This window comes from Rhodococcus sp. P1Y (assembly GCF_003641205.1).
Taxonomy (GTDB): domain Bacteria; phylum Actinomycetota; class Actinomycetes; order Mycobacteriales; family Mycobacteriaceae; genus Rhodococcoides.
In genome coordinates, this window is record NZ_CP032762.1 from 2,055,128 (window position 1) to 2,079,673 (window position 24,546).

General features: G+C 62.9%; 26 protein-coding genes and 4 tRNA genes. 13 read left to right on the forward strand and 17 right to left on the reverse strand.

The features are described from left to right. Positions 1-31 precede the first annotated feature (31 nt). From D8W71_RS09545 to D8W71_RS09555, 3 genes are all read right to left on the reverse strand, one after another. Complete coding sequence (locus D8W71_RS09545) at positions 32-988, reverse strand: acyl-ACP desaturase (RefSeq protein ID WP_121112973.1); 957 nt, start codon at positions 986-988, stop codon at positions 32-34. Between the two features lie 270 nt (positions 989-1,258). Further along, positions 1,259-1,331 (reverse strand) — tRNA-Lys (locus D8W71_RS09550). A gap of 63 nt (positions 1,332-1,394) precedes the next feature. After that, positions 1,395-2,648 carry a lipase family protein gene (locus tag D8W71_RS09555; RefSeq protein WP_121112975.1) on the reverse strand — a complete coding sequence of 418 codons (1,254 nt, stop codon included), beginning with the start codon at positions 2,646-2,648 and terminating at the stop codon, positions 1,395-1,397. Between the two features lie 706 nt (positions 2,649-3,354). On the opposite strand from D8W71_RS09555, the gene D8W71_RS09565 reads away from it, so the two are divergent. The 6 genes from D8W71_RS09565 to D8W71_RS09590 all read left to right on the forward strand — a co-directional run bounded on the left by D8W71_RS09565 (position 3,355) and on the right by D8W71_RS09590 (position 5,623). Continuing rightward, complete coding sequence (locus D8W71_RS09565; RefSeq protein WP_121112979.1) at positions 3,355-4,023, forward strand: TetR/AcrR family transcriptional regulator; 669 nt, start codon at positions 3,355-3,357, stop codon at positions 4,021-4,023. A 111-nt stretch (positions 4,024-4,134) separates the two neighbouring features. Then, positions 4,135-4,207: transfer RNA gene (locus D8W71_RS09570), tRNA-Glu, on the forward strand. A gap of 151 nt (positions 4,208-4,358) precedes the next feature. After that, positions 4,359-4,432: transfer RNA gene (locus D8W71_RS09575), tRNA-Asp, on the forward strand. Between the two features lie 95 nt (positions 4,433-4,527). Next, positions 4,528-4,604 (forward strand) — tRNA-Phe (locus D8W71_RS09580). 115 nt (positions 4,605-4,719) lie between these two features. Beyond that, positions 4,720-5,274: a DUF6584 family protein gene (locus D8W71_RS09585; RefSeq protein ID WP_121112981.1), complete on the forward strand. Its 555-nt coding sequence runs from the start codon at positions 4,720-4,722 to the stop codon at positions 5,272-5,274. 136 nt (positions 5,275-5,410) lie between these two features. Next, positions 5,411-5,623 (forward strand): hypothetical protein, encoded by a 213-nt coding sequence (locus D8W71_RS09590; RefSeq protein ID WP_201265307.1) that lies wholly within the window; start codon positions 5,411-5,413, stop codon positions 5,621-5,623. Here D8W71_RS09590 and D8W71_RS09595 read toward each other — a convergent pair. The 3 genes from D8W71_RS09595 to D8W71_RS09605 form a co-directional block, all read right to left on the reverse strand. Continuing rightward, positions 5,594-5,890 (reverse strand): ANTAR domain-containing protein, encoded by a 297-nt coding sequence (locus D8W71_RS09595; RefSeq protein WP_121112983.1) that lies wholly within the window; start codon positions 5,888-5,890, stop codon positions 5,594-5,596. The genes D8W71_RS09590 and D8W71_RS09595 overlap by 30 nt on opposite strands. Positions 5,891-5,995: 105 nt before the next feature. Continuing rightward, a complete protein-coding gene (locus D8W71_RS09600; protein WP_121112985.1) occupies positions 5,996-6,583 on the reverse strand; it encodes a helix-turn-helix domain-containing protein in 588 nt (195 codons plus the stop codon). A 42-nt stretch (positions 6,584-6,625) separates the two neighbouring features. Then, positions 6,626-7,030 carry a hypothetical protein gene (locus tag D8W71_RS09605; protein ID WP_121112987.1) on the reverse strand — a complete coding sequence of 135 codons (405 nt, stop codon included), beginning with the start codon at positions 7,028-7,030 and terminating at the stop codon, positions 6,626-6,628. Between the two features lie 163 nt (positions 7,031-7,193). On the opposite strand from D8W71_RS09605, the gene D8W71_RS09610 reads away from it, so the two are divergent. Then, complete coding sequence (locus D8W71_RS09610; RefSeq protein WP_442972046.1) at positions 7,194-8,207, forward strand: hypothetical protein; 1,014 nt, start codon at positions 7,194-7,196, stop codon at positions 8,205-8,207. Here the strand turns inward: D8W71_RS09610 and D8W71_RS09615 are convergent. Further along, a complete protein-coding gene (locus D8W71_RS09615; RefSeq protein WP_121112991.1) occupies positions 8,200-9,099 on the reverse strand; it encodes a pseudouridine synthase in 900 nt (299 codons plus the stop codon). The genes D8W71_RS09610 and D8W71_RS09615 overlap by 8 nt on opposite strands. 40 nt (positions 9,100-9,139) lie before the next feature. Here D8W71_RS09615 and D8W71_RS09620 point away from each other — a divergent pair, with 40 nt between their 5' ends. Continuing rightward, the gene (locus D8W71_RS09620; RefSeq protein ID WP_121112993.1) at positions 9,140-9,901 is read left to right on the forward strand and encodes a DUF2127 domain-containing protein; all 762 of its coding nucleotides are present in this window, start codon (positions 9,140-9,142) and stop codon (positions 9,899-9,901) included. Position 9,902: 1 nt separating this feature from the next. Here D8W71_RS09620 and D8W71_RS09625 read toward each other — a convergent pair whose 3' ends face one another. From D8W71_RS09625 to D8W71_RS09635, 3 genes are read right to left on the reverse strand one after another with little or no spacing between them, the layout of a single operon-like run. Further along, positions 9,903-11,105, reverse strand: a complete 1,203-nt coding sequence (locus D8W71_RS09625) for a lipase family protein (protein WP_201265373.1) — start codon at positions 11,103-11,105, stop codon at positions 9,903-9,905. A 24-nt stretch (positions 11,106-11,129) separates the two neighbouring features. Continuing rightward, positions 11,130-12,593, reverse strand: coding sequence for a DHA2 family efflux MFS transporter permease subunit (locus D8W71_RS09630; protein ID WP_236077813.1), 1,464 nt, complete (start codon positions 12,591-12,593; stop codon positions 11,130-11,132). Positions 12,594-12,599: 6 nt separating this feature from the next. After that, complete coding sequence (locus D8W71_RS09635) at positions 12,600-14,027, reverse strand: condensation domain-containing protein (protein ID WP_121112996.1); 1,428 nt, start codon at positions 14,025-14,027, stop codon at positions 12,600-12,602. 206 nt (positions 14,028-14,233) lie between these two features. Between D8W71_RS09635 and D8W71_RS09640 the strand changes: the two genes are divergently transcribed. Both D8W71_RS09640 and D8W71_RS09645 read left to right on the forward strand, forming a co-directional pair. Then, on the forward strand, positions 14,234-15,262 hold the full coding sequence (locus tag D8W71_RS09640) for an alpha/beta hydrolase (RefSeq protein ID WP_121112998.1): 1,029 nt from the start codon (positions 14,234-14,236) through the stop codon (positions 15,260-15,262). Position 15,263: 1 nt separating this feature from the next. Next, positions 15,264-16,178, forward strand: coding sequence for a glucosyl-3-phosphoglycerate synthase (locus D8W71_RS09645; protein ID WP_236077814.1), 915 nt, complete (start codon positions 15,264-15,266; stop codon positions 16,176-16,178). Between the two features lie 67 nt (positions 16,179-16,245). Here the strand turns inward: D8W71_RS09645 and D8W71_RS09650 are convergent, their stop codons facing one another. The 4 genes from D8W71_RS09650 to D8W71_RS09665 all read right to left on the reverse strand — a co-directional run bounded on the left by D8W71_RS09650 (position 16,246) and on the right by D8W71_RS09665 (position 19,357). Then, positions 16,246-17,241, reverse strand: coding sequence for an NADP-dependent oxidoreductase (locus tag D8W71_RS09650; protein ID WP_121113002.1), 996 nt, complete (start codon positions 17,239-17,241; stop codon positions 16,246-16,248). Between the two features lie 16 nt (positions 17,242-17,257). Then, positions 17,258-17,680: an organic hydroperoxide resistance protein gene (locus D8W71_RS09655; RefSeq protein ID WP_121113004.1), complete on the reverse strand. Its 423-nt coding sequence runs from the start codon at positions 17,678-17,680 to the stop codon at positions 17,258-17,260. A gap of 9 nt (positions 17,681-17,689) precedes the next feature. Further along, positions 17,690-18,127: a MarR family winged helix-turn-helix transcriptional regulator gene (locus D8W71_RS09660; protein WP_121113006.1), complete on the reverse strand. Its 438-nt coding sequence runs from the start codon at positions 18,125-18,127 to the stop codon at positions 17,690-17,692. Positions 18,128-18,286: 159 nt separating this feature from the next. Beyond that, positions 18,287-19,357 (reverse strand): ABC transporter substrate-binding protein, encoded by a 1,071-nt coding sequence (locus D8W71_RS09665; protein WP_236077815.1) that lies wholly within the window; start codon positions 19,355-19,357, stop codon positions 18,287-18,289. A 55-nt stretch (positions 19,358-19,412) separates the two neighbouring features. On the opposite strand from D8W71_RS09665, the gene D8W71_RS09670 reads away from it, so the two are divergent. Continuing rightward, complete coding sequence (locus D8W71_RS09670) at positions 19,413-19,871, forward strand: MarR family winged helix-turn-helix transcriptional regulator (RefSeq protein ID WP_121113008.1); 459 nt, start codon at positions 19,413-19,415, stop codon at positions 19,869-19,871. A gap of 217 nt (positions 19,872-20,088) precedes the next feature. Continuing rightward, positions 20,089-21,171 carry a 3-deoxy-7-phosphoheptulonate synthase gene (locus D8W71_RS09675; protein WP_121113010.1) on the forward strand — a complete coding sequence of 361 codons (1,083 nt, stop codon included), beginning with the start codon at positions 20,089-20,091 and terminating at the stop codon, positions 21,169-21,171. Here the strand turns inward: D8W71_RS09675 and D8W71_RS09680 are convergent. Beyond that, positions 21,168-21,791, reverse strand: a complete 624-nt coding sequence (locus D8W71_RS09680) for an alpha-ketoglutarate-dependent dioxygenase AlkB (protein WP_121113012.1) — start codon at positions 21,789-21,791, stop codon at positions 21,168-21,170. The two genes, D8W71_RS09675 and D8W71_RS09680, sit on opposite strands and share 4 nt — an antisense overlap. Before the next feature lie 118 nt (positions 21,792-21,909). On the opposite strand from D8W71_RS09680, the gene D8W71_RS09685 reads away from it, so the two are divergent. After that, on the forward strand, positions 21,910-22,335 hold the full coding sequence (locus tag D8W71_RS09685; protein WP_121113014.1) for a VOC family protein: 426 nt from the start codon (positions 21,910-21,912) through the stop codon (positions 22,333-22,335). Here D8W71_RS09685 and D8W71_RS09690 read toward each other — a convergent pair. Both D8W71_RS09690 and D8W71_RS09695 read right to left on the reverse strand, forming a co-directional pair. Then, positions 22,332-23,348, reverse strand: coding sequence for an AraC family transcriptional regulator (locus D8W71_RS09690; protein WP_121113015.1), 1,017 nt, complete (start codon positions 23,346-23,348; stop codon positions 22,332-22,334). The genes D8W71_RS09685 and D8W71_RS09690 overlap by 4 nt on opposite strands. A gap of 7 nt (positions 23,349-23,355) precedes the next feature. Beyond that, positions 23,356-24,528 carry a pyridoxal phosphate-dependent aminotransferase gene (locus D8W71_RS09695; protein ID WP_121113018.1) on the reverse strand — a complete coding sequence of 391 codons (1,173 nt, stop codon included), beginning with the start codon at positions 24,526-24,528 and terminating at the stop codon, positions 23,356-23,358. Between the last annotated feature and the right edge of the window lie 18 nt (positions 24,529-24,546).

Here is a 24,546-nt window from a genome sequence, read left to right on the forward strand (position 1 = left end):
CGGGCGCGATCACTGAAATTTCTTCAGCAGCTCAGGAAGCCTGCTTCTCTGCCTTCTTGGCTTCCCGTGCGAGCGAACGGTCGCGCATTTCCTCGAACTTGGTGGCCTGCTTCTCCAGGTCCTCGAGGAACACGGCGAGTTCTTCGCGCTTGGTCTCGCCGCGGCCGGTGAAATCGTCGCGCTCGAAGATTCTCCATTTGCGCAGGACCGGCCATACGACGTCTTCGAGGTGCTGACGCAGGTCGTAGATGCCGTGCTTGGCCATCAACACACCGTTGCGTCGGAAGTTCGGCATTCCCGCGCCCGGCATCTGGAAATTGGTCACGATGTCGGATAGCGCGTCGAGGGTCTGGTCCGGCGCAATGTCGAGAGCCGCAGCAGTGATGTTGCGGTAGAAGATCATGTGCAGGTTCTCGTCGGCGGCGATGCGCTGAAGCATGCGATCGGCGATGGGGTCGTCGCACACCTTGCCGGTGTTGCGGTGCGACACACGGGTCGCGAGTTCCTGGAACGTGACGTAGGACACGGAGTGCAGCAGGCCGGTCACGGCCCCTGCGGGTGACGCGAACCCGTTGGTCATGTGGATCATGCGCGCTTCTTCGAGCGCGACCGGATCGACGCCGCGGGTGACGACGAGGTAGTCGCGCATCACGATGCCGTGGCGGTTCTCCTCGGCGGTCCAACGACCGACCCAGGTGCCCCACGCGCCGTCCTGCGAGAAGTTCTCCGCGATCTCGCGGTGGTACGACGGCAAGTTGTCCTCGGTGAGGAGGTTGGTGATCATCGCAGCCTTGGCGACCTCGGACAGTGCGCTCTGCTCCGGGTCGTAGTCGACACCACCGAGTTCGGCGAAGTTGCGGCCCTCGTCCCACGGCACATAGTCGTGGGGATGCCACTCCTTCGCCATCGAGATGTGGCGGTTCACGTTGTCTTCCGCAACCGGAACGAGCTCCTGGAGCAGCTCCAGCTGTGTCAGATCCCTCGCCATTTAATGCCTCCATACATTGCGGTTAACCGTGTCCAGCCTACGGCACCGTAACTTCGCTGGGAACTTCGTTGAGTTCCCGGGAAGGTGTCACGGTTGCCGACCGGAATCAAAGGAGAATGCCCCCGGTGTGAGTTCGTTCCCCGGCGTCGAACCGTTACCCAGTGTACGACCGTGCATGTGCGAAGTGGGAACTCCCACGCTGGAATGTACTGACGATGTGCTGTGGACCAGCGGCGATGCGCCGCGACGACACCAGATGTTCTCCTGAAGTGCCCCCAGTAGGACTCGAACCTACGACCTGCGGATTAAAAGTCCGTAGCTCTACCAACTGAGCTATAGGGGCGCGGATCGAAAGTGTAGTGGGTCCACTTTCGATCCGATTCACGCGCCCCTCGAGCAGTTTCGGCTACCGACCGAAACTGCTGCAACCGGCGGGTGCCGGGATGCCTGCGAGCCTGTCGTCGATCCATTGGTGTGACCCTGGGAGACCCGAGACTGCGACGACCATGTGCTCGCCGAGGTATTCCTCCAGTCGCACCTGAGCGCCACCGGCGCACCACTCGTCGTACAGGGTCTCGGCGCCTTGCTTGGGGATCCAGAACTCCTGCTGGCCCTGGTAGATGAATACCGGTGACGATGGAGTCAGGTCTCCGCCCATACGCGTCTGGCGGATGATCTCCTCTGCGATGGGTGTGCGGTCGACGCCTGGGATGTCGGAGAGGGCCTGCACCGGTATCGGCGCCACTAGGCCGCCCGGTGCGAGGAGGTAGACGCACATGTCCTTGGCGATCTGCGCGAGTCGGAGCCCGTTCGCGTTCATCAGTTGGAACATCTCCGGGTATTCGCGTGCCACGCCCATGGCGGCGGACAGGAAGAGGGTGGAGGCGGCATTGTTGCCGTTCATGGATCCGAGCAGAATTCGATAGTCGATCGGTGCGCCGCCGAATGCAGTCCCGACGAGGTTGACATCGGGAGCGTACGACGGTGCCAATTGTGCTGCCCAGCCCGACGCGATTGCGCCTCCCGAATAGCCGGTCATGGCAATCGGTGATTCGGCGGGTAGTCCGAGTTCGGGCAGGTTCACCATCGCCCTGAGTGCGTCCAGGACGGCGTGCCCAGCCATCCTGCCCGCCGCATATGCCTGACGTGGTCCCTGATGGTCGGTGACGACAACCGCGTAGTTCTTTGCCAGAAAGAGTTGCACAGCAGCGATTTCCGGTGCGATTCCGCGCGGCAACGTCCATGACGGAGCGCAGGTGTTGCCGAGCGAGTCGATGGCCATGTTGTATGCGACGACTGGCCGCGTTCCCCCGCCCGTCCATGGGGCGAGGGGGACGATGACCGTGGTGACGCCTGCAACCGGACGGTCTTTCGAGTCGTTGGTCCGGAAGAGAATCTGGGTCGATCGCACCGGGGTGATCAGTGGGCCGACGTTGACTCCCCTCGTGTTCAGAACGGTTCCAGGAGAGGAGAGTTCGAATCCGGGAGGTGGATCGAACCATGGTTCTCCCAGGGGAGTCGCCGCAGCGAGAGCGGGATCCTGGGCAGGATTCATGAAGTCGGCGACTGGATCTGCAGCTGCCGACCACGGCCCCGAGAACGCCACGAGAAGCGCGAACAGTGCTGCCGCCAGACGGATGAAGAAGAGTCGAAGAGTCATGCTCTCACCTGAATTCGTTGTCGTCATGGACCACGATGTGTCACAGGTCACAATATGGTTGCGGCCGAGTTCTGGCGGGATCCCCCGCGGGTCGAGGCAAAACTGTTATACGAACCCCGTCTGAGAACCGTTACGCCGCAGCGGGATAGGTAGATCAGCGATTGAACTGTCCATTGCCGCAGCTTTTTCGAAGAATGCGGTTCGATTCGCGTGGAACGTTTCGGATGCGTTGTCAGGCAGTCCAGTTGAGCGCAGCTCGCACTAGCCGTCGAACCGCCCGCGTCGCATGCGCGAAACCGGGTACGCGACGCGTCGGTCGGTTCGGTCGGGTCGAATCCCCGGTGTGTTCGCCGCCGGAATCGAATTCGGGTGCGTGGAGGTCGGGCGGAATTGCCGTGTCTTTTCGCCTCGGTCGTCTGGCTGCGGCCCGAAATGTACAGTCGGCAGTATTCTGTCAAGCGGGCGAATTGAACGTGTCGCGTCGAATGAAAACGGCTCGAGTGCGCACCCCCTGCAGCGCACTCGAGCCGGTTGGATCGTACCACCCGGATTGTTTGCCGACCGCATGGAGATTTGTCCGAATAACTGTTTCGGATCGGTTTTCCGAGCGAGTGGTCGGCCAATGGGGCTCCGATTCAAGTACGCTCGGCTTGCGATACTGCCTGCTGATCGATGCAGGTAGCTTGGTTTCGGAGGCACGAAAGTAATGGCACAACAGGAGCGCGCTCGGCGGACCCGAGCGGCGATCGTAGAAGCTGCAGCGTCGGAGTTCGCGCGCCGCGGCTATGCAGCTGCGTCCGTGAACACCATCCTCGAGGGCTCGAACGCCACCAAGGGTGCGATGTACTTCCATTTTCAGTCGAAGGAGGACCTCGCCCGGGCGGTCCTCAATTCGGCCCTCGACAAGTACGTGATGATCACGGAGAAGTGGAAGTCGAGCACCCTTCACCCGTTCGATGTGATCCACGGCGTCATCGACGACATTGCGCGAGGATTCCAGAACGACGTGATCGTGAGGGCTGAATTCCGGCTCATCGTCGAACCCGAGTTCTACAGCGAGGTTCAGTCGGGCGGAGGCCGAGTCTGGGGAATGGCCGGCATCGAGCTCGCACGCCGGGCGCAGGAGTCCGGTGATCTGAAGCCCGAGTTCGGACCGGAGAAGTTCATGCGCGTGTTGGCGGCGTCACTGGCCGGCCAGCGCTACATGGCTGATCTCGTGTCGGACAGCAGTGATCTACGGAACCTGTTCGAAGAATCCCTCGAAGTTGTGCTGTTTGCGATGGCGACTCCCCAATGGATCGACAGGTGGCGCGCCGACGGGTGGGTCCAGCTCGATGCCGAGACGGTGAAAACCGCATCTGACCTGCCAGTTTGAGTTTTCCGCGAAAAGTGTCCTAAGCTATCCCAGCTCCCAACGGAACGCCGTTGAGGGTAACGGCGGAGCAGCTCGGTTTCGAAGAAATTCGGTATCGATTCATTCCGTCGGGCCCCCTTCGTCTAGCGGCCTAGGACGCCGCCCTTTCAAGGCGGTAGCGCGGGTTCGAATCCCGTAGGGGGTACGTAGTACGGATAGATGCCAGACACGGTCGGAATTGACAAACCGGCCAGCAGTACAGCAGTCTCTTGCAGGCCGCCGCGGTTCGAAGCAGGTTGATCGCCTGCTAGAGTATGCGACGGCAAGTTTCCCGAAGGGGAAATGTTCCACAGCAAGGCCCTGTGGCGCAGTTGGTTAGCGCGCCGCCCTGTCACGGCGGAGGTCGCGGGTTCGAGTCCCGTCAGGGTCGCTCAGTCGGTTCCGAAGAGTCCGGTTCGAAAGAATCGGTTCGGAAGTTCCGAATTGCGAGCAGTTCACCAGATGGCATTGTCACCGGTGCCGCCCGGCCAGGTAGCTCAGTTGGTACGAGCGTCCGCCTGAAAAGCGGAAGGTCGCCGGTTCGATCCCGGCCCTGGCCACCACAGCGTTCTCCGATCGTTCGCTTTCACACCACATCCCACCCCCGACTCTCGAGGGTGGGATTTTTTGTTCCCACCTGGCCCGACCGCGCATCGATGTCGTGGCTATTGTGAGCGGGTGGATGTGATCGATCAGGCGCAGCAAGACTTGGCTCGCGGCGACCATGTAGGTGCCAAGACGCGCTTGTACGAGGCATTGGCGCGCCAGCCTGCGTCGCAACCGATATTGGAATTGCTGGCCTACACCTATCTGGTGATGGGCGACAGAGCGTCTGCGGGGGCGGCGTGGTTCCTGACGGCCAAAGCGGACGACGATCCGACCGCGGCGGCAGCGTTCGCTGCGCTCGAAGCTCGTCACGGGTCCGCGATCGGAGTGGCGCGTGCTCTACCGATCAACGCGCCTTCGGGGCACTATCCCGCCCGTGCGAGGCACCGTCTCGATCGTCTGTCCGCGGCCATCCGCAACAACGGAGAGGAATGGGTGCCTCCGCGCGACATCGTCTACTTCGACGAGATGGGCGTGGACTCCGACGACTTCGCGGACGACAACTTCCCGGACGGGGCGTCGGTCCGGGGCGCACGTTCGGTTCAGCAGCGAGTCCTGGCCGCGCTGATCATCCTCGCGATCGCGGCGACGTCGGCGTCGGTCGTGCTCGCGATCGTATTCTCGTAGGACGTGAGGTTCCGCTCGTCCATGCCGGCGACGGGCGTAGAGTTTCTTTCGATCCAGACCAGCGACCGGCAAGGGCAGCATCATCGACGACAACTATGCGGTCAACCTCGCTCAGGCGCGCGTCTTCGCGGCTGGGTTGGCCGAACATATCGAAACGTGTTCGACGGCGATCGAAGTCGCTCAGGCCCGGGCTTTCCGCGCGCGCGCCGACAAGGCGACGACGCGCGCGCGTGAACTGGAATCGGACGCCGCAGCACTCCGGCGCGAGCTGTACGAGATGTATCGACAGATCGACAAGATGACTGCGCGCTTCCCCGAGCTACGCGGGGATACTGTCTTCCGCAGCTGAGTGCGTCACAAACGCGTCGCCCCACTGTGCAAGCGCCACTTGCCTGCTGGCCACATCGCCGACGCTTTTGCCTTCAGCGAGTGTGATGACGGTGCGGGACAACTCGAACAGGCTGATTCTGTTCTCCCGAGCCGTCGCAAACAAGCTGTCGACTTGCTCGGAGACGGTGCCGCCGAGTCTTCCGACGAGAACGCCTGTGGCGATGTCTACATCGGTGCGTGATGCGGGTCCCCGAGACGCCGTTGTATCGGGACTTCTGTCAGTCATGGAACTTTCCTCGTCAGCTCGATCGGGCGTGTGTCTCGGGGGCACTGTCACCCGTCGAGGGCGCTCACTCTGCCACACGACACCGACCGAAAAGTAGCCACGGGGCTAAGAATCGGTGGGCTTGGCCCGAATGTGCATTCGCTCGCCCTGGGGCCCGAACAAACTGAGTATCTCCACCGGCCGATCGTCGGCTGCGCCGAACCAATGTGGCACGCGCGTATCGAATTCGGCGGCCTCGCCGGGCTTCATGATGATGTCGTGCTCGCCCAGAACCAGCCGGAGCCTGCCGTTGAGAACGTAGAACCATTCGTAGCCCTCGTGTACCCGGGGACTGGGCTCGCGCCGGGCCGGATCGACGACGATCTTGTAGGCCTGCAGGCCTCCCGGTCGACGCGTCAGTGGCGCAACGGTGATGTGTTCTCGGCGGACCGGCGTCGACTTGATCCGAGGATCTTCGACTTCGGGTGCGCTGATGAGCTCGTCGAGTGGAATCTGGTGCGCCCGGGCGATCGGAAGGAGCAGCTCGAGGCTCGGTTTACGGTCCCCGGACTCGAGGCGGGAGAGCGTGCTGAGGGAGATGCCCGTCGCTTCGGCCAGAGCTGCGAGCGTCGTACCGCGTTCGCTTCGTAGGTTACGGAGCCTCGGTCCGACGCTCGCGATGACATCCGCGACGTCCGGTTCGGTAGCGTTCATGTACTAATTGCAGTTTCGGCAACAAGATTTGTCAAGTGTCGGTTAGGGGCACGCCAGCTTCGCCTGGTCATAGATCTGCTGAGCCTGCTCTGTCGACGGTCGCATCTGACCCGAGGCTGCCTCGATCTCCAGGTCGGCGACGACCGACGATTCGTCCGAGCCGCTGGCGATCTCGGTGCACGTGCTGGTGAGCAAATTCTTGATTGCAGTGTCGTCGCGGCTGTCTGCGAGCTCCCCGAATCGAGCGCGGAATGCGGCGACGAAGACTTCCACCTTCGCCTCGTCGAGCAGATTGCCGGCTTGCTCGCCGACGCTGGATGCGACGCTGCTGGCCGAACCGGCGACCCCGTCGAGGGTCTCGTTCGCGTCGGATCTGTCTTCGGTGCTGCACCCGGCGAGGACGATCGAACAGAGTGCGAGTGTGAGTGCAGGTTTCACGATCTTCATAGTTCGAGATCGTATCGTCGCTGGTTCGAAGGAATCGACGTGCGCCGGGGGCGAATAGTTCCATACTTGTTCGGTGACCAGGGATATCGCTGCACCGCACGTGACGGTTCGCCGTTCGCGAGTACTACGGGACGCGTACGGCAGTACGAGCGCCGAGGCGTTCATGATCATCGCCATCGCCACCATCCTGATCACCCGCCTGTATCTGGAACTGACCAACTATCCGCAGGTGGGCGGTAAGACACTGCACATCGCACATGCCCTCTACGGCGGTGCGCTGATGATGCTTGCGCTGCTTCTCGGGTGGATGTTTCTCGGATTCGGGGTGCGTGCGCTGGCGGTAGTGCTCGGCGGGATCGGGTTCGGACTGTTCCTCGACGAGGTCGGAAAGTTCGTCACGAAGGACAACGACTACTTCTACGGGCCGTCCTCGGAGATCATGTACGTCCTCGTGGTCCTCGTCCTGGTCGGCAACCGCATCGTTCGCGATTCCCGACGGCCTTCTCACGAGGAGACTCTGGCCAACGCCGCCCATATCGCAGCGCAGGGCGTTGCGCACGGGATTCCGGAGCATCGGAGGGAATGGGCGTTGCGCATGGTCGATCGAGCCGAAGCGGAGGGTGCGGATACGGACACGATCGCTGGACTGCGGCTGTTGCTCGAGAACTGTCGAACGAGCAGTTCCCGCTTGCACGATGCGCAGAAGTTCGCGCCACGTCTGATTCCAGCCTTCTTCAAGAGCCCTCGGTGGGTGCCGGTCGTAGCGTGGGCCACGACGCTCGTCGCGTTCGTCGGTGTCGTCTTCGGCGTTGTCGAGTTGGTCATCGGCGATCTGCATCTCGACACCTCGGATACGACGATCGACATCGACCGTATGGGAATTGCGAGCGGAATTCTGTTCGTGTCCTCGTGCTTGACGTTCGCATTGGCTCTGCCGTCGACGGTCCGGTTGCGCACCGGGAAATTGTGGCCCCTGCGGATGCTTCGAATTGCGGCCTTGATCTTCACACTTCTGAACGCGCTCGTTGATTTCGCGCAGGAGGGTTTCGCGGCCTTGATCAACGTCGCAATCGGCCTTTTCACCCTGGCCGTGCTTTCTCACCGGATCAATGTCCGCACGGCAGAAATCGCCGAGTACAACGCGGCGCACGGCGACGTGTTGTCCATGCCTAAGTAGGCAATTGGAGCGTTCGGGCGCTGTCGAATCGGCGTAGGTCCCCGGTGAAGGGGTCACGAAATTCGATTGTTCGAGCCAGAAGTTGCAGCGGTGACGAGTAGTCGTCGTGCGCGACCTCGTAGAACCGAGGGTAGAAGTTGTCGCCGAGGATGGGCACCCCCAACGAGGCCATGTGCAACCGAAGCTGATGCGTACGACCGGTTTTCGGATGCAATGTGTACAGGCCGTGCACAGTGTCGTGTGCAGTGAGTTCGACGTGCGTCTCGGCGTTCGGTTCACCGTCGACTTCCTCGGCGCGTAGTACGCCGCGCTCCTTGATCATTCGGCTTCGTAGAGTGGTCGGAAGAGTCAGAGATGAATCGTGGCGGGCAATGGCGTCGTAAATCTTGGTAACTTTGCGATCGGCGAACAACTCCTGGTACGGGCGTCGGGCCTCCGGTCGAACCGTGAAGATCAGTACCCCCGCGGTGAGGCGGTCCAACCGGTGGGCCGGACTGAGCTCGGGAAGATCGAGCTCGCGGCGCAGCACCACGAGCGCCGACCTCGTGACGTAGGCACCGCGCGGCGTCGTCGCGAGAAAGTGTGGCTTGTCCACCACCACGAGGTTGTCGTCCCGGTAGAGGATCGGCATCGGAAACGGCACGACCGGCTCGATCGGCGGATCCCGATAGAGGTAGATGTCGCTGCGCGGAATCAGCGGCGACATCTCGATCAGTGGCGTCCCTACCGCGTCGACGATCTCCCTCAGCGCCATCTTCTCCCTCAGACGTGCAGCGTCCTGCGGGAATCGGTCGACCAGATACTCGAGCACGGTGGCGAACGGTGACGAATCGGGCATTCGAACGCGGGTGGGTCCGAGCCCGTCGCGCACAGGGAGAGGAGCGCGGACCATAGCGCTCACTGTATCGGGCGGACCTCCCTAGACTTTCCCCGTGGACTGGGCACTTCGATCTTGCAGTTGGCACGGGCATGAGACCTACGCGCCCGACGAGCCTGAACTACGCGAGCGGTTGCACGTGGAGACCGCCGCGGGCGAGGCCTGGCGGTGTCTGCGATGCGCCAACTTCGTTCCAGGGCCGCCGACGGGTTCGGGGCCGGCCGATCACGCGCCCGAGGTACCGCGAGGCAGGTTGCTGCGTGACCGGGTGATCATGCGCGTCCTCGCTGTCGAGCGATTCCTGCGTGCACTCGTCCTCTTCGCCGCTGCGGCCGCTATCTTCCGATTCCGCGACGACCGAGGATCCATCCAGCAGGCGTTCGACGCCGAGTTGCCGTTGCTTCGACCACTCGCGAGCCAGATCGGGTGGAACATCGACGATTCGAAGGCCGTCCAGTGGATCGACAAGGCGTTCGATCTGTCCGAGACGACCTTGGTGTGGATTGCAGTGGCGGTTGCGGTCTACGGACTGTCTCAGGTGGTCGAATCAGTCGGGCTGTGGCTGATGAAACGCTGGGGCGAATACTTCGCCGTCGTCGCCACCAGCGCCTTCCTCCCTCTCGAAATCTACGAACTCACCGAGAAGGTCACCGCTCTTCGGGCATGCCTGCTGGCGATCAACGTAGCGGCCGTCGTGTGGTTGATCTGGAGTAAACGACTGTTCGGAATCCGCGGCGGTGGCGCTGCATATGCAGACGAACACAGTGCAGAATCGCTGCTGACGGTCGAACGTGCCGCGGTGTCCGAGGCTGCCTGACTCAGCAGTTGCTCGGCGCCTGCTCGCCGCGGAACCTTGCGTCGAGCCAGAGGTACGCCTCCGGTAGGCCGATGACCGTCGCCGAGAAATGCTCTGCGGCGGGATATCCCCGGAACTGCACCGTCGCACCGGCGGCGCAGTACCGCCCGACCATATCCTTGACGGGCTGGAACGGCGCGATGAAATCGTTGACGCCCTGCCACACGAACAGCGGTGCAGTCGGAACCCCCTCGTAGAACGTGACGCTGTTCTCCCGCAACACTTCCTGTGCGCTCGGTGTTTCCGCGAGTGACACTGCCGTGGTGAGATCGCGCCCACTGTTGAACGCACCGTCGATGAGGATCGAGCGTCGGCACTCGTTGAACATTTTGTTGCGCAGCGCGATACCACGGTCGTTGAGGTTTTCGGTGATGGGGAAGCGGCCTGGATACTCGCGTTCCAGGCCGAGTGCGACGGCCATGGCCATTCCGAATCCTGGGTGTGGTTGCGGGCTGTACGCGAGGTTCTGGGCGATTTGAGCGAGATCCGACGGAATTCCGCCCTCGGCGATGCCGGCGATCTTCAGTTCCGGCGCGTAGCTCGGGGCAAGTGCGGCGGCGAACGAGGTGGACAGGCCTCCGCCGGAGTAGCCGAGCAATCCCACGGGTGAGTCGGCCAGTGGCAGCTGACTGAAGCGCTGTACTGCACGGATCCCGTCGAGCGTGATCTGACCCGACATCCGTGCTGCGCCGTAGGCTGCCGTCGGACCGAGGTAGTCCGGCACTGCTACGGCCCATCCGCGGGCGACCATTCCGAGGTATACCGCTGGCTTTTCGACGAGTTCGTCGGTGAACAGTCCGTGCGAGGGTGCACATTTGGTGCCGAGTGCGTTGACGACAGCTTGATACGAGACGAGCGGTGTCCCGGCGCCGCGTCCGCGCGGCATCAGCACAGTGGTCACGGACGCGATGGGGTCCCCGGCCGAGTTGGTCGATCGATACTTGATCTGCCAGATATCGGTGTTCGGATAGGCGGGGGAGTCCTTGCGTCGACTGTCCAAGACGTCACCGGGTGCCGCATCACCGATGTCGGCGGGCGCTGCGTAGAACGGGTCGGGGTCGGCGACCAACGGGACGGGATTCGCACCCGCGGTGGGCGCGCCGACCAGCACACCGCCGAGTGCAGCGAGGGCGGTGAGTACAGCGACGAAGCTTCTACGCACGATGGTCCTTCTCGATAGGGGTGTGTACTACACGGACACGGGTATGGGCGGGGGAGCTGCGACTCGGGTGGGTAGCGCGAGAGCCAGGACGGCTGCGCCCGCGACGACTCCGGACAGGACGAAGAACACATGACGCTGCGCGACGATGTACGGCTGGGCTGCGTCCCAACCCGACGAGGAAGGGGCGAGTGCTCCGGTGATCTCGGACATCTGATGAAAGAACAAGAGACCGACCAGTGCCAGCCCGACGGCCTGGCCCACCTGCTGCACCGTCGGAATGATTCCGGATGCAGAACCCACGGTGCGTGAATCGGTTTCGGAGACGATCGTCGTCTGGAGCGGCGCGACGAACACGCCGATTCCCGCGCCGCCCAGGAAGAGTGGCCCGGTGAGGGCGAGGAGGCTGCGAGCAGTCGACTCGTGGTAGGTGAGCACGGCGAAGCACATCATCGACAGCCCGAACAGTACGAAGCCGAGTGCAAGCATGCGGGTTCCGATGAGGGCGAACAGCTTCGGCGACAGTACCGAGAACACGGCTGCGCCGACAGCGAACGGGACGGTGACCACGCCGGTTCTGATCGGGGAGAGCTCGAGTCCGAATTGCAGCGTCAGCGACACGGTGAAGAAGAATCCCGTGAACGATCCGAACATCAGAATCGACAGTGCACATCCGATTGCGAACGTCCTGTGCCGAAAAAGCTCCAATCGAAGCATCGGCTCGTGCCCTGCTCGTGCCCAACGAAATTCGTGCAGAACGAATCCGGTGAGAACGACAATCGACGCTGCGAGCGAACACGTCGTCCACACGGTCCATCCGTGTTCGTAGCTTCGAGCCAGTGGATAGATCAGCAGCAGCAGACCGAGGGCGGACGACGCGACGCCGATCAGGTCCAGCCGTGGCATCGCGGCGGGGCGATCGTTCGCCAAGTACACCGCGGCGATCGTCAAAGCGAGCAATCCTAGCGGCACGTTGACGAGAAAGACTGTTCGCCAACCCCATCCGAACAGATCCAGTGACACCAGCGTGCCACCGACGGACGGGCCGAGGATCGCTGCTCCGCCTGCTGTCGCACCGTACATCGCGAACACGACGCTGTGCCGCGCACGCGGGAAGGACGACGCGATGACGGCAACGCTCTGCGCCGAGACCAACCCGCCTGCTATCCCCTGGAGAACGCGCGCGCCCACCAAGAGCTCGGGCGATGCTGCGGAGCCGCACAGTGCCGATGCAAGGACGAAGGCAGCCATGCCGCCCACGAACACGGTGCGCCGACCGAGAAGGCCGCCGAGCCATGCGCCGGTGAGCAGAGTGCACGCGAACGCCAGGGTGTAGGAGGTGACGATGAGGGTCTGGGCGCTGGCCCTTGCACCGATGTCGGTGGCAAGGGACGGGAGTGCCACGTTGACGATCGTCACGTCGATCATCAGCATGAACACGGCCAGTAGACACGCGCACAGCCTGCGACGGGCGACGCGCTCTGTCGATGTCACGAGCGGCTACGCGGTCCGTCCGGCGACGGATTCGGCGAACGAGTACTCGCCGGTCCTGGCGACGGACAGGAAGATCTCGCTGATCTTGTCGTAGTAGCGACGGATCGACTCGCGTGCGGTATCGGTTCCCGGGTACATGAAGGTGATGCCGGTCTGTTCCTCGAAGCGGTTGATCCACATGTAGACCTCGTCGGAACTGCCCTGATTGCCGAACAGGCCACCGTTGATGCTCGACACCACATCGGCCCCCGGAAGCTTGCGAACGTCGACGTACGAAATCATCGGAGCCGACCACCCGGGCTGCGTCGTGATACCGCTCTCGGGCGTGATCAGTTCCAGCACACGGTGATACGACACGTCGGCCAGGAGCTTTCCGGTCTCGAATGCGCGCTGAGCAGATCCCGCGAGATGCGAGAACGCCAGTGCCCCGCCGACGGCGAAGTGCACCGGTACCAGGCTCGAGAACCAGCCGATTGCGCCGAACTCCCCTGGCGTGGACCGGGTGCTCTTGGGTGTGAGTCCCAGATAGCTTTCCTGCCCGGTCAATTCGTACTCCGCTATCGCGGCGGCGGCGAAGATTCCTCCGGTGAACTTCGCTCCGATTCGCTCGCACGCCTCGTCGAACTTCTGCGCTTCGTCGTGATCGAACAGTGGGAGCATGGTGACTTCGGACCGCGTGTACTTCTCGGTGCCGGCGCCGAGCGGTAGCGCGAAACTCGGCAGGTCACCCCCATTGGAACGCACCAAGTCGATCCATTGGCGAATCTCGGGGGACTCGAGCGTCAGCACGCTGCTGGCCTCGCGCTCGCGCCTGCAGTATTCGAGGTAGCTGCCGAGACACGGTCCCGCGTCGAGCGCACCCTTCGCAGCGTCCAAGTACAACCACCGCAACTCGAATACCGTGAGCGCTTGAGAAATTCCATCGGTGTCGAGATGGTCGACGGCTGCGTACACCGTGAACTCCGAACCGCGGTCGACGACTCCGAACGAGAAGCAGTCCCAACTCGTCGGCCCTGGTGTGGTGTTCTGGACGTGCTCACGAAGCGATTCCTGATCGTCGAACCGTCCATGTTCGGTCGGCACCAATTCGATCGTCTCCACATCCGTGACGTGACGTTCCACTCCGTCGTCGTCGACGTCGAACCAACTCGCGAACGTGTCGTGGCGTCGGACGAAAGCGTTGACCGCCTGCGTCATCGCCTCGGAATCGAGAGGCTCGAAGATGTCGAAAGTAACCAGGCACAGACGGGAGAAACGAAATCCGGAGTCGCGGTTTCGGTATGCCGACTTGAGATACTCCTCTTGGATGTGCGACGCCGGAACAGGATGCGGCGGAGCAGCATGGACCCGTGCAATGGTGTCGGCGGAGGGTTTCCACGTCGTCACCAGTCCTGGTTCGGGCTTCCAATCGCCGATGAGACCGAAGCTGACCACGTGTATCCCTCTTCCTCGAGCAGTGTCCTCCAGATGCGCACAACACGTTGCGCCGATCGATAGATAATCATGGTCGGGCTCGGAGCTCGACCGGGATGGTTTGCCCCTGTGAATCGGACCAAACAAGGGATCGGAATTCTCTGACTTCTGACAGAGAAGCAGGTACAGGTGGGTGTCCGAGCGCCAGCAGACATAGCATTTCCAAAATGCCCCACAGCACTGCCCGCCGGAATCGATTGCTTGCCAGCGCTGTCCGTCTCGCTGTGTCCGTGATGGTCGGTGTGTGTGCGATCTCGGTGAACACCGCTGCCGCAGCACCGCCGAACGAGGCGCACGTCGTCGATTCCACTGTCGTCGCCGAGCGGACCTACGGTGTGCACGTGTGGTCACCGTCGATGGGAAGACCCATCGAACTCACCGTGTTCCGCGCAGCAGATCCGCTCCTCCCCGCACCGACTCTGTACTTGCTCAACGGCGCGGCAGGCGGAGACGGTGGGAGTAGTTGGTTCGACAGGACCGACATCGAAGAATTCTTCGCCGACAAGCAGGTCAACATCGTGGTACCCGTCGGCGGTGCGGCCAGTTACTACACGGACTGGTACCGGGACGATCCGGTACTCGGCAGAAATCAATGGTCCACGTTTCTCGCGCACGAACTGCCTCCCGTCATGGATGCAGAATTCCTCGGTAACGGGATCAACTCGATTGCCGGAATCTCGATGGCAGGCACGTCGGTATTGCAGTTGGCAATCGCGAACCCCGGGGTCTACTCCGCAGTGGCGTCGTACAGCGGTTGTGCGAGCACGTCGGATCCGCTCGGCCGGGCCTACGTGAAGTCGGTCGTCGAGATGCGCGGCGGGGGAAACACCGTCAACATGTGGGGTCCCGACTCGGATCCGGCATGGATCGACAACGATCCGTACGTCAATGCCGAAAAACTGCGTGGCACCGACATCTACATCTCCAGCGGCACCGGAGTTCCGGGTCCGCTCGACGTCATCGACGGACCCGATGTGGCCGGAAGCCCGACCAAGCTCGTCGAACAACTGGCGGTCGGCGCATTCATCGAATCCGCGACCGACCGGTGCTCACGACAGATGCAGCAGCGACTCGAATCCTTGTCGATACCAGCTACATACCGTTTCCGCGACAACGGAACCCACTCGTGGGGCTACTGGCAAGGCGACCTTCACGATTCGTGGCCACTACTGGCGTCGGCGATGGGTGGACAGTGACGTGACGACCATCCGAAACTCGTGGCAGGACCCCACGTGGACGATCGAATCACTCATCGACTCCAAACGCGGTAGAACCGTCTCGGTCGTACTGCCTGCGCTGAACGAAGAGGCAACGGTAGCGGGCGTCGTCGAGTCGATCGCCCCGCTGCTCGGCACCCTCGTCGACGATCTCGTCGTACTCGATTCGGGGTCCGTCGACGCGACGGCTTCCGAAGCACGTCGGGCCGGGGCGCGTGTCGTCTCACGTGAGCAAGCTGTTCCGTCGGTCGCGCCGAGGCCGGGTAAAGGAGAGGTACTGTGGCGATCGTTGGCAGCCACCGACGGTGACTTCGTGATCTTCGTCGATTCCGACCTCGTTGCCCCGAGTCCGAACTTCGTGCCGTACTTGCTGGGGCCGCTGCTGTCGGTCGGTGGCGTCCAGTTGGTCAAGGGCTACTACCGGCGCCCGTTGCGGATCGACGGAGTGTCGATGGGTGAGGGCGGTGGCCGTGTGACCGAACTGGTTGCGCGCCCCTTGCTGAGCGCATTGCGACCTGAGCTCGCTGGGATTCTTCAGCCACTCGGAGGTGAGTACGGCGGAACTCGAGAACTCTTGAGTTCGCTCCCGTTCGCGCCGGGATACGGCGTCGAGATCGGGATTCTTCTCGATACCTATCATCGGTTCGGCATCGATGCGATAGGTCAGGTCAACCTGGGCGTCCGCGAGCATCGGAACCGTACGACCTCAGAGCTCGCGGTGATGAGCAGGCAGATCATGGCGGCGATGTTCGCTCGGCTCGGCATCGACGACTCGGCTGTCGGGCTGATGCAGTTCGGTGTCGACGGTGACCCGTTCGGCGGCGTGATCGCCGAGCTGATGCAGGGTGATCGTCCCCCGATGCGGCAGATTCGCTCGGAGAATCGCGCGTCGTAAACAAGACGCTTAACGCACCGTGAGTGGAAGGTCGTAGACGACGTTCCACCCACGGGCGAGGTGCTACTTATATCGAGACGACCATCTTCCCGGTGTTCTCACCGCGCAGGAGGCCGATGAATGCCTGCGGTGCGTTCTCGAGACCGTCGACGACGGTTTCGTCCCACTCGACGGTGCCGGCTGCGAGCCATTGCGCCATCTTCTCGGAGAACTCACCAGCGAGGTGGCTGTAGGAACCGACGATGAATCCTTTCAGCGTCAGCTCCTTACCGATGGCGAGCGCCAGGTTGCGAGGAGCAGGCGTCGGCTCGGTCGAGTTGTACTGAGAAATTGCTCCGCACAACGCGAATCGGGCGTACTTGTTGGCGGAGGCGATGGCAGCTTCGAGGTGTTCGCCGCCCACGTTGTCGAAGTAGACGTCGATGCCGTCGGGTGCGGCCTCTGCGAGTTGCTTCTTGACGGGACCGTCGTGGTAATCGAATGCCGCGTCGAATCCGAGTTCGAGTAGGCGAGCGACCTTGGCCGGCGATCCAGCACTGCCGATGACGCGCGATGCGCCGAGAGCCTTGGCGATCTGTCCGACAAGCGAGCCCACTGCTCCGGCAGCGCCGGAGACGAAGACGGTGTCACCCTCCTTGAACTGCGCAACCGACGTGAGGCCGGAATAGGCTGTGAGACCGGTCATTCCGAGTGCGCCGAGGTACGACGACGCCTTCGCCTGATCCAGGTCTACTGTGCGAGCGCCCTTCCCGTCGACGATTGCAACGTCGCGCCAGCCCTTTCCGTGGCTGACCGCGTCGCCAACCTTGAACTTGTCGTTGCGAGACTCGACGACCTCACCCACAGCGCCGCCGTCGAGCGGCGCGTCGAGGGCGAACGGAGGCACGTAGGACTCGACGTCGTTCATCCGGCCGCGCATGTAGGGATCGACCGACATAACGATGTTGCGTACCAGGATCTGACCGTCCTCCAGGGGTGGGAGGTCGGTGGTGACGGTGCGGAAGTTGTCCGCTACCGGCTCTCCACTGGGACGGGACGCGAGATGAATTTCTTTGGCTTGCACGTGAATTACCTGATTCCTAGTCTTCGGTGACGGTAACGGTGACGTCGATGTTGCCGCGCGTCGCGTTCGAGTACGGGCAGACCTGGTGCGCCTTGTCGGCGAGAGTCTGTGCTTCGTCGTGGCCGAGGCTCGGAAGGGTCACCTCGAGCGTGACGGCGAGCTGGAAGCCGCCTGCGTCGTTGGGTCCGATGTCGACGCGCGCGCCGACGGTGGAGTCGGTGATGTCGGCTTTTGCCTGCCGAGCAACCATCTGCAGCGCCGAGTGGAAGCACGCTGCGTAGCCGGCTGCGAACAACTGCTCGGGGTTGGTGCCCTCGCCGCTTCCGCCCATGGCCACGGGGATGGCGAGTTCGAGGTCGAGACGCCCGTCGGAGCTGCGCGCGTGTCCGTTGCGGCCTTCGCCTGTCGCGAGCGCCTCGGCTGTGTAGATGGTCTTCATGTCTGGTGTTTACCCTTCTGTGTCGTGTAGAGCGATGGTCAGTTTGGCCAACGAATCTCGGAGATGTTCGAGGTCTTCCACCGTCATCCCTGTTTTGCCCTCGAGTCGCTTGGGGATGTCGACAGCCCGAGTGCGCAGCGCGCTACCGGCTTCGGTCAGGTGAATCTCGACGCGACGCTCATCGGTGGTGAGGCGTCGACGTTCGACGAAACCTAGCCCTTCGAGCCGTTTGAGCAGCGGAGACAGGGTCCCGGTGTCGAGATCCAGTTCAGCGCCGATCTCACGCACGCCGCGTCCGTCCTTCTCCCACAGCACCAATAGAACGAGGTATTGCGGGTAGGTGACTCCCATGGATTCGAGCATCGGGCGATACGCCGCAGTAGTAGCCCGCGATGCGGAATACAGCGCGAAGCACACCTGGCGATCGAGTGCGAGTTCGTTGGTCACGCTGTGAACGGTAGTGCACGTTTCAGTTGTGCGCAACCTATATGTGGCTGCGCCACCCGTGCGCGAGTAATTACCGCGGGGCGTAACTACGCGCTCACGAGCCGCGACCTGGTCGTGCGTGCGTAATTACGGTGGGCCGTCATTACGCACGCACGGGCGTTAGCGCGTCAGAGTCTCCGTCAAGCCGTCGAGCACGAGGGTCGCCGCGGTCGGTCCGGCGTTGAGGTACCATGGATCATCGTCGACGGTCACTATGTGGTTTTCGGTTGCGGCGCTCATTCCGGTCCACAGGGGATTGCTCGTGTAGGTCTCCGCGCGCGAGTTCGGCCCGGCGTCCTGGCTGCCCACGAACACCCAGTCGGCGTTCGCCAATTGAATCTCTTCCTCACTGAAGTCCTGGGAGGTTTTGTCGAACTGCTGGCTTTCGGGGCGTGCGAGCTTGGCATCCCAGGCGATGAACCCCGCGAACGACGGCACTCCGAACACCCGCGCACGGTCGGCGGTGAATCTGACGAACGACACCGTGGTTCCTGGCTCGACCTGGGATCCGAGTTGCGATGCGCGCGTGGTGAAATCGTCCAGGAACGTCTGCGCTTGTTCGGTCTTGCCGAGGGCGTCGGCCAGGAGGAGGAAGTCCTGTTTCCAGTTGACTCCGGTACCTTCGGTCAGGACGGTCGGTGCGATCGCCGACAGTGTTCCGTAATTCTCTTCCGACCCAGCCTTGTTCGCGAGAATGAGATCCGGTTCCAGTGCCGCAATGGCTTCGAGGTTCGGGGCCTGGCGGTTGCCGACGTCGACGAATCCAGCCATCTCGTCGCTGTACTGCGGGAATTCGGTTGCGATGTACTCCGGAATCAGCGCTGCCCCGTCACCGTATGCCACACCCGTCGGGACGACGCCCAGCGTCAGTGCCGCATCGAGTTGGCCGGTTGCGATCACGACGATGCGTGTGGGTTCCGCTGGAATCTCGGTCGAGCCTCCGAAATGTCCGACGGTACGGGGGAATTCGCCGTCACCGACACCGGGGGAGCCCATGCCGTCGGGGACACCGATCGGGCCCGGTGTCTCGGAGAGGGCATCGACGGTAGCCGGCGTCGACGCGCTCGGGGCGGGTGTCTCGCTTGATCCGCATGCCGTGAGGAGTGCCGTCGTTGCAAGGAGGGACAGAAAGATCGGTGCGCGTTTCACGAGGTGTGCCTCTTGGATCGGATTGGTTGCAAGTGAGGCCACGCTATCCTGACTAACGCCGAAGCGACAACATCTGTGTCAGATGTAATATCGCGGGATGACCACGCCGTTCGAGCCGGTTGCCCGCGGTCTGCTCGACACGGCGTTCGATCTGCGCCGAGTCCTCAGGCTGCATCTCGACGAGTCGGGGACCGACGAAACTCTCCCGCTCGCGCAGTCCGAGGTGATTCGAACCGTCGCCGCATTTCCAGACAGCCGCATCGGCGACATCGCGGACCGTTTGAAGCTCAGGCAGAACACGGTCAGCACGCTGGTACGCACGCTGGTCGAGAAGGGCCTGCTCGAGCGCCGTCCCGACCCGTCCGACGGCCGAGCCGTCGTGGTGCGCGTGAACGATGAACGGGCGGCCCGACGCGAACGTCGGACTGATCGTCGTGTCGAGGTGCTCTCGGCCGAGATCGCCAAGCTTTCCGCCGCGGAACGAAAGGCCGTCGAGAGAGCATTGCCCACATTGGCGAAATTGAACGACGCCCTCCGGGCTCAGCGGCGCGGATAAGTGCCGCGTGCATATAGGTGCACCGACGGCTCCGGCGAAAGGCGTGCTACCGTCGTCGACATGCAGCGCACGTATTTTTGGTTTAGCAGGCCGGCCCCGGGTGGGTCAGCCAGCGACGCCATGCGCTGAGACCCCACCCCACGAGCCGGATTCGGACCGGCTCGAAGTGTGCGTGGAGCATCGAACAGAGTCGGTCTGAGGAACAGAAAGTTCTCTCATGACTATCGACGTAAACCCTGTGGACACCGATCTCGACGATCAGCGGACGATCAGCATCTCGCCACTCGTCGCGCCGTCGCTGCTGCGCCGCGAACACGCGGCCGACGACGCAGTATCGGCGACGGTACGCCGTGGCCGCGACGGCGTCGTCGACATCCTCGACGGCCGTGACGATCGACTGATCGTCGTCGTCGGACCGTGCTCGGTCCACGACACCGACGCTGCAATGGACTACGCCCGCAGGCTCGCGGAGAAGGCCACCGAGCTGGGCGACCGACTGCACATCGTCATGCGCGTCTACTTCGAGAAGCCGCGTACGACGCTGGGCTGGAAAGGGTTGATCAACGACCCGCACCTCGACGGTTCCTTCGACATCAACGAGGGCCTACGCGTGGGGCGCAAGCTCCTGGTGGACATCTCGGCGCTCGGTCTTCCCGTGGGGTGTGAGTTCCTCGATCCGATCACCCCTCAGTACATCGCCGACCTCGTCAGCTACGGAGCAATCGGTGCCCGCACGGCGGCCAGCCAGGTGCACCGTCAACTGTGCAGCGCGCTGTCGATGCCGGTGGGGATCAAGAACTCCACCGAGGGGGACATCCAGGTCGCGGTCGACGGCACCCGCGCGGCGGCGTCGAGCCACGTGTTCCCAGGCACCGACCTCGACGGTCAGGCCGCGTTGATCCGGACCACCGGCAACCCCGACTGCCATGTCATCCTGCGCGGCGGCACCGATGGACCGAACTACGACGCCGCGTCCGTGGCAGATACCGTTGCTCGGCTGCGTAAGTCTTCGCTTCCGGAGCGTGTTGTCATCGACGCGAGCCACGGCAACAGCCGTAAGGACCACAACAAGCAGGTCGATGTGGTGACCGATCTGTCGGCGCGCGTCGCGGCGGGCGAGCACGGGATCGTCGGGCTCATGTTGGAGAGCTTCATCGAAGCGGGTCGTCAGGACCTGACGCTCGGCCACAAGGACGAGCTCACCTACGGCCAGTCCATCACCGACGCGTGCCTCGACTGGGACACCACTGCAACACAACTCGACGTTCTGGCTGCGGCAGTGGAGAAGCGGCGGAGCTAACGCACCCCGCGCGGCCGGAACTGCACGCTGACGCGTGGGCCGGTCGCGCGGCTGCTCTTGGGAATCGCGTGCTCCCAGGTCCGCTGACACGAGCCGCCCATCACAATCAGATCTCCGTGTCCGAGAGTGAATTTGAGTGATGTGCCGCCTCCCCGCGGGCGTAGCATCAACTGGCGCGTCGCGCCGAGAGAGACAATCGCGACCATCGTATCCTCGGTTGCACTACGACCGATGTTGTCCCCGTGGAACGCAACACTGTCGGATCCGTCTCGGTAATAACACAATCCGGCAGTCGCAAACGTTTCACCCAACTCACGGCCGTAGTGCGCGTCGAGTGCTTCTTTCGCCTCGGTCAACGCTGGGTCCGGCCATGCTTCGGTCTCGGAGTAGAACCGCACCAGCCTCGGGACATCCACCACTCGGTCGTACATCTGACGTCGCTCGGCTCGCCAGTCGACCCTGTCGACCAGTCGGTCGAACAAATCGGTCGAACTTGCCCAACCTGGACGTACGTCGACCCACGCGCCATGGGACAACACGCGCCGAGAGACTCTCGATCCGAGAGGTCCGAAGTTTTCGTCCATGTCGGTGAAGAGTGAACCCTGCAACTCCACGCTCATGCGTGCAAGCGTAGCTCGGTTCGAACGTATGTTCCACCCCATGTGTACGGTAATGCATAGCCCACTATGTAAAAACGTTCACGTGCGGCGTAGCCGCCTCTGCCTTTATGGTGTCCGAATGGGACACGAAATTCAGGTCGTCATCGACAGCGTCAACCCGCACGAGCAGGCGAAATGGTGGGCAGCGGCTCTCGGCTGGCAGGTCGAACCGACCGATTCGGACTTCATTCGAGGCCTGGTGGCTGCCGGTCACGCGAAAGAGGAAGACACACTCGAGTTCGACGGGCAACTCGTGTGGAAGGTCGGTGCCGCCATCATTGATTCCGGCTCGCCCGCATCGCCGAGGGTCCTGTTCCAGGTTGTGCCGGAGCCCAAGACAGTCAAGAACCGAATCCACTTGGATGTTCGAGGGGGCGACGACAGGGAGGGTGTGGCCGCGACGCTCGTCGATGCCGGGGCGAGGATTCTCTACCGCGAATCGCAGGGACCCTTCGACTGGATCACGATGGCAGACCCCGAGGGCAACGAATTCTGCATCACTTAGCGATACGCTCCCGGAGTCTGTCCGGTCCACCGCTTGAACGCACGCCGGAAGGCTGACGGCTCCGAGAAGCCCAGTTTGTTCGAGATGTCGTCGACGGAATCGCCGCGGCTGAGTCCGGACACAGCCGCGTCTCGTAGAACTTCTTCGCGAATCTGGTTGACGGACGTGCCTTCCTGGCGGAGTAACCGTCGGAGGTGAGCGGTACTGACCGAGAGCATCTCGGCGATATCGTCCGTGCCAGGCGCCTCGCCTTGCAATCCGAGCTCCAATGCTCGGCGAACCTGCGACGACGCGGTGCTGTCGTAATCTCGCGCGGTGAAGAGCAAATTCGGCGACTCGCGCAAGTAGTCCGCCAACGTGTCCTCGGTCTGGACGATCGGCGCTCGCATCGCCGAATTGTCGAACTCCAGTACTGCGGCAGGTGCTCCGAACGTCACGTGGGTGCCGAACATTCGGTCGTACAGCTTGCCGGTGGCGGGGTCGGACATCTCGTACGGCAATTCCACCGAGTGCAGCTTCACCCGACCCCCGATGAGCCACGCGGCGAATCGGTGTACGAGGACCATGCGGAAATCGGTGAGAAGTTGCCCTGCGATCGGTCGGGCAGCGGCAGGTAGATGAGAGTTGTCGGCCGGCGGGATGGTCAGTCGCGTGGAGTCGTCGCCGCGGCTGATCAGCATCGGCGGCATTCCCGACAGAACGCGCGTCGTCTCCGACATCCGCTCCATGGCAGCGGCAAGATCGGGAGTGTGGATCAGCGTCAGGCAGATCACCCGAAAACTACCGCGGCGCATGGGCGTCGATGCCAGCCCGAACAGTTCGTCATCGGTCAACTGCCATGCGGCCTGGGTGAACAGTGTCACCTGCTCAGCGGTGAGACGTGAATGCGCATCCTTCAGCAGTTCCGGTCCGATGCCCGCGATCGACAACGGATAGGTGAGGTCGACGCCGCCGCTCGCGGCGAGAGAGACGGCTTTGACGACGAAGTCGACGGGGATGGTCCTGGGTGTCATCGACTCGTCAGAGCGTGCGCAGCCGCTCGGCTGCCTCGCTCAGTACCTCGTCCTTCTTACAGAAAGCAAAGCGGACCAACGTCTTCCATGGTTCGGGATGGTCGACGAATGCTGTAACCGGTACAGCAGCCACGCCGATCCGGTCCGGAAGTGACCGGCAGAACTCGAGCGCATCGGTTTCACCGATGGCAGCGACGTCCGCGCACACGAAATATGTTCCTGCGCTGGACTTCACATCGAGGCCGGCTTTCGACAAGGCGGTCGAGAGGAAGTCGCGCTTGTTTTCGAGTGCGGACCGTAACTCGGCGACCCAGTCGCTTTCGAAGTTCAGCGCGTGTGCGACGGCAGGCTGAAACGGTGTGCCGCCGACGAAGGTCATGAACTGCTTTGCAGCACGGACAGCATCGATGAGGTTCGACGGACCTAGCGCCCACCCGGTCTTCCATCCGGTGGCGTTGAACGTCTTTGCCGCACTCGACACGGTGACGGTGCGCTCGAACATCCCCGGCAGGGTCGCAAGAGGCAGGTGTTCACCGTCGTCGAACGTCAACCGCTCGTAAACTTCGTCGGTGAGGACGAGGAGGTCGTGCGCAATCGCGATCTCGGAAATCCGGACGAGCTCCGTGCGCGAGAGGACAGTACCCGTCGGGTTGTGCGGCGAGTTGACGATCAGGAGCTTGGTCGACGGGCCCACCGCACGCTCGAGGGCATCGACGTCGAGGGAGAACCCGGTGCCGTCGGCGACGAGGGGGACGGTTTTCCGGCGAGCACCGGCGAGGGCCACCGCGGCTGCGTACGAGTCGTAGTAGGGCTCGATGAGCAGCACCTCCTCGCCTGGCTCGACGAGCCCGAGGATGGTGGCCGCGATCGCCTCGGTGGCGCCGACGGTCACCAACACCTCGGCAGCAGGGTCGTACTCGATACCGTAGTTGCGGGCCCGGTCGGCGGCGATGGCGTCGCGCAGCACCGGCATTCCCGGCCCCGGTGCGTACTGATTGAGGCCGCCTGCGATGGCGTCCTGCGCCGCAGCGAGCATCGAGGCCGGCCCGTCGGTGTCGGGAAAGCCTTGTCCGAGATTGACCGCGCCCTTGGTAACGGCGAGTGCCGTCATCTCGGCGAAGATCGTGGATCCGAAAGGTCGCAGCCGATCGACGGTTCGATTCAGACGTTCCACGGACATTACTGCAGCTTAGCCGGT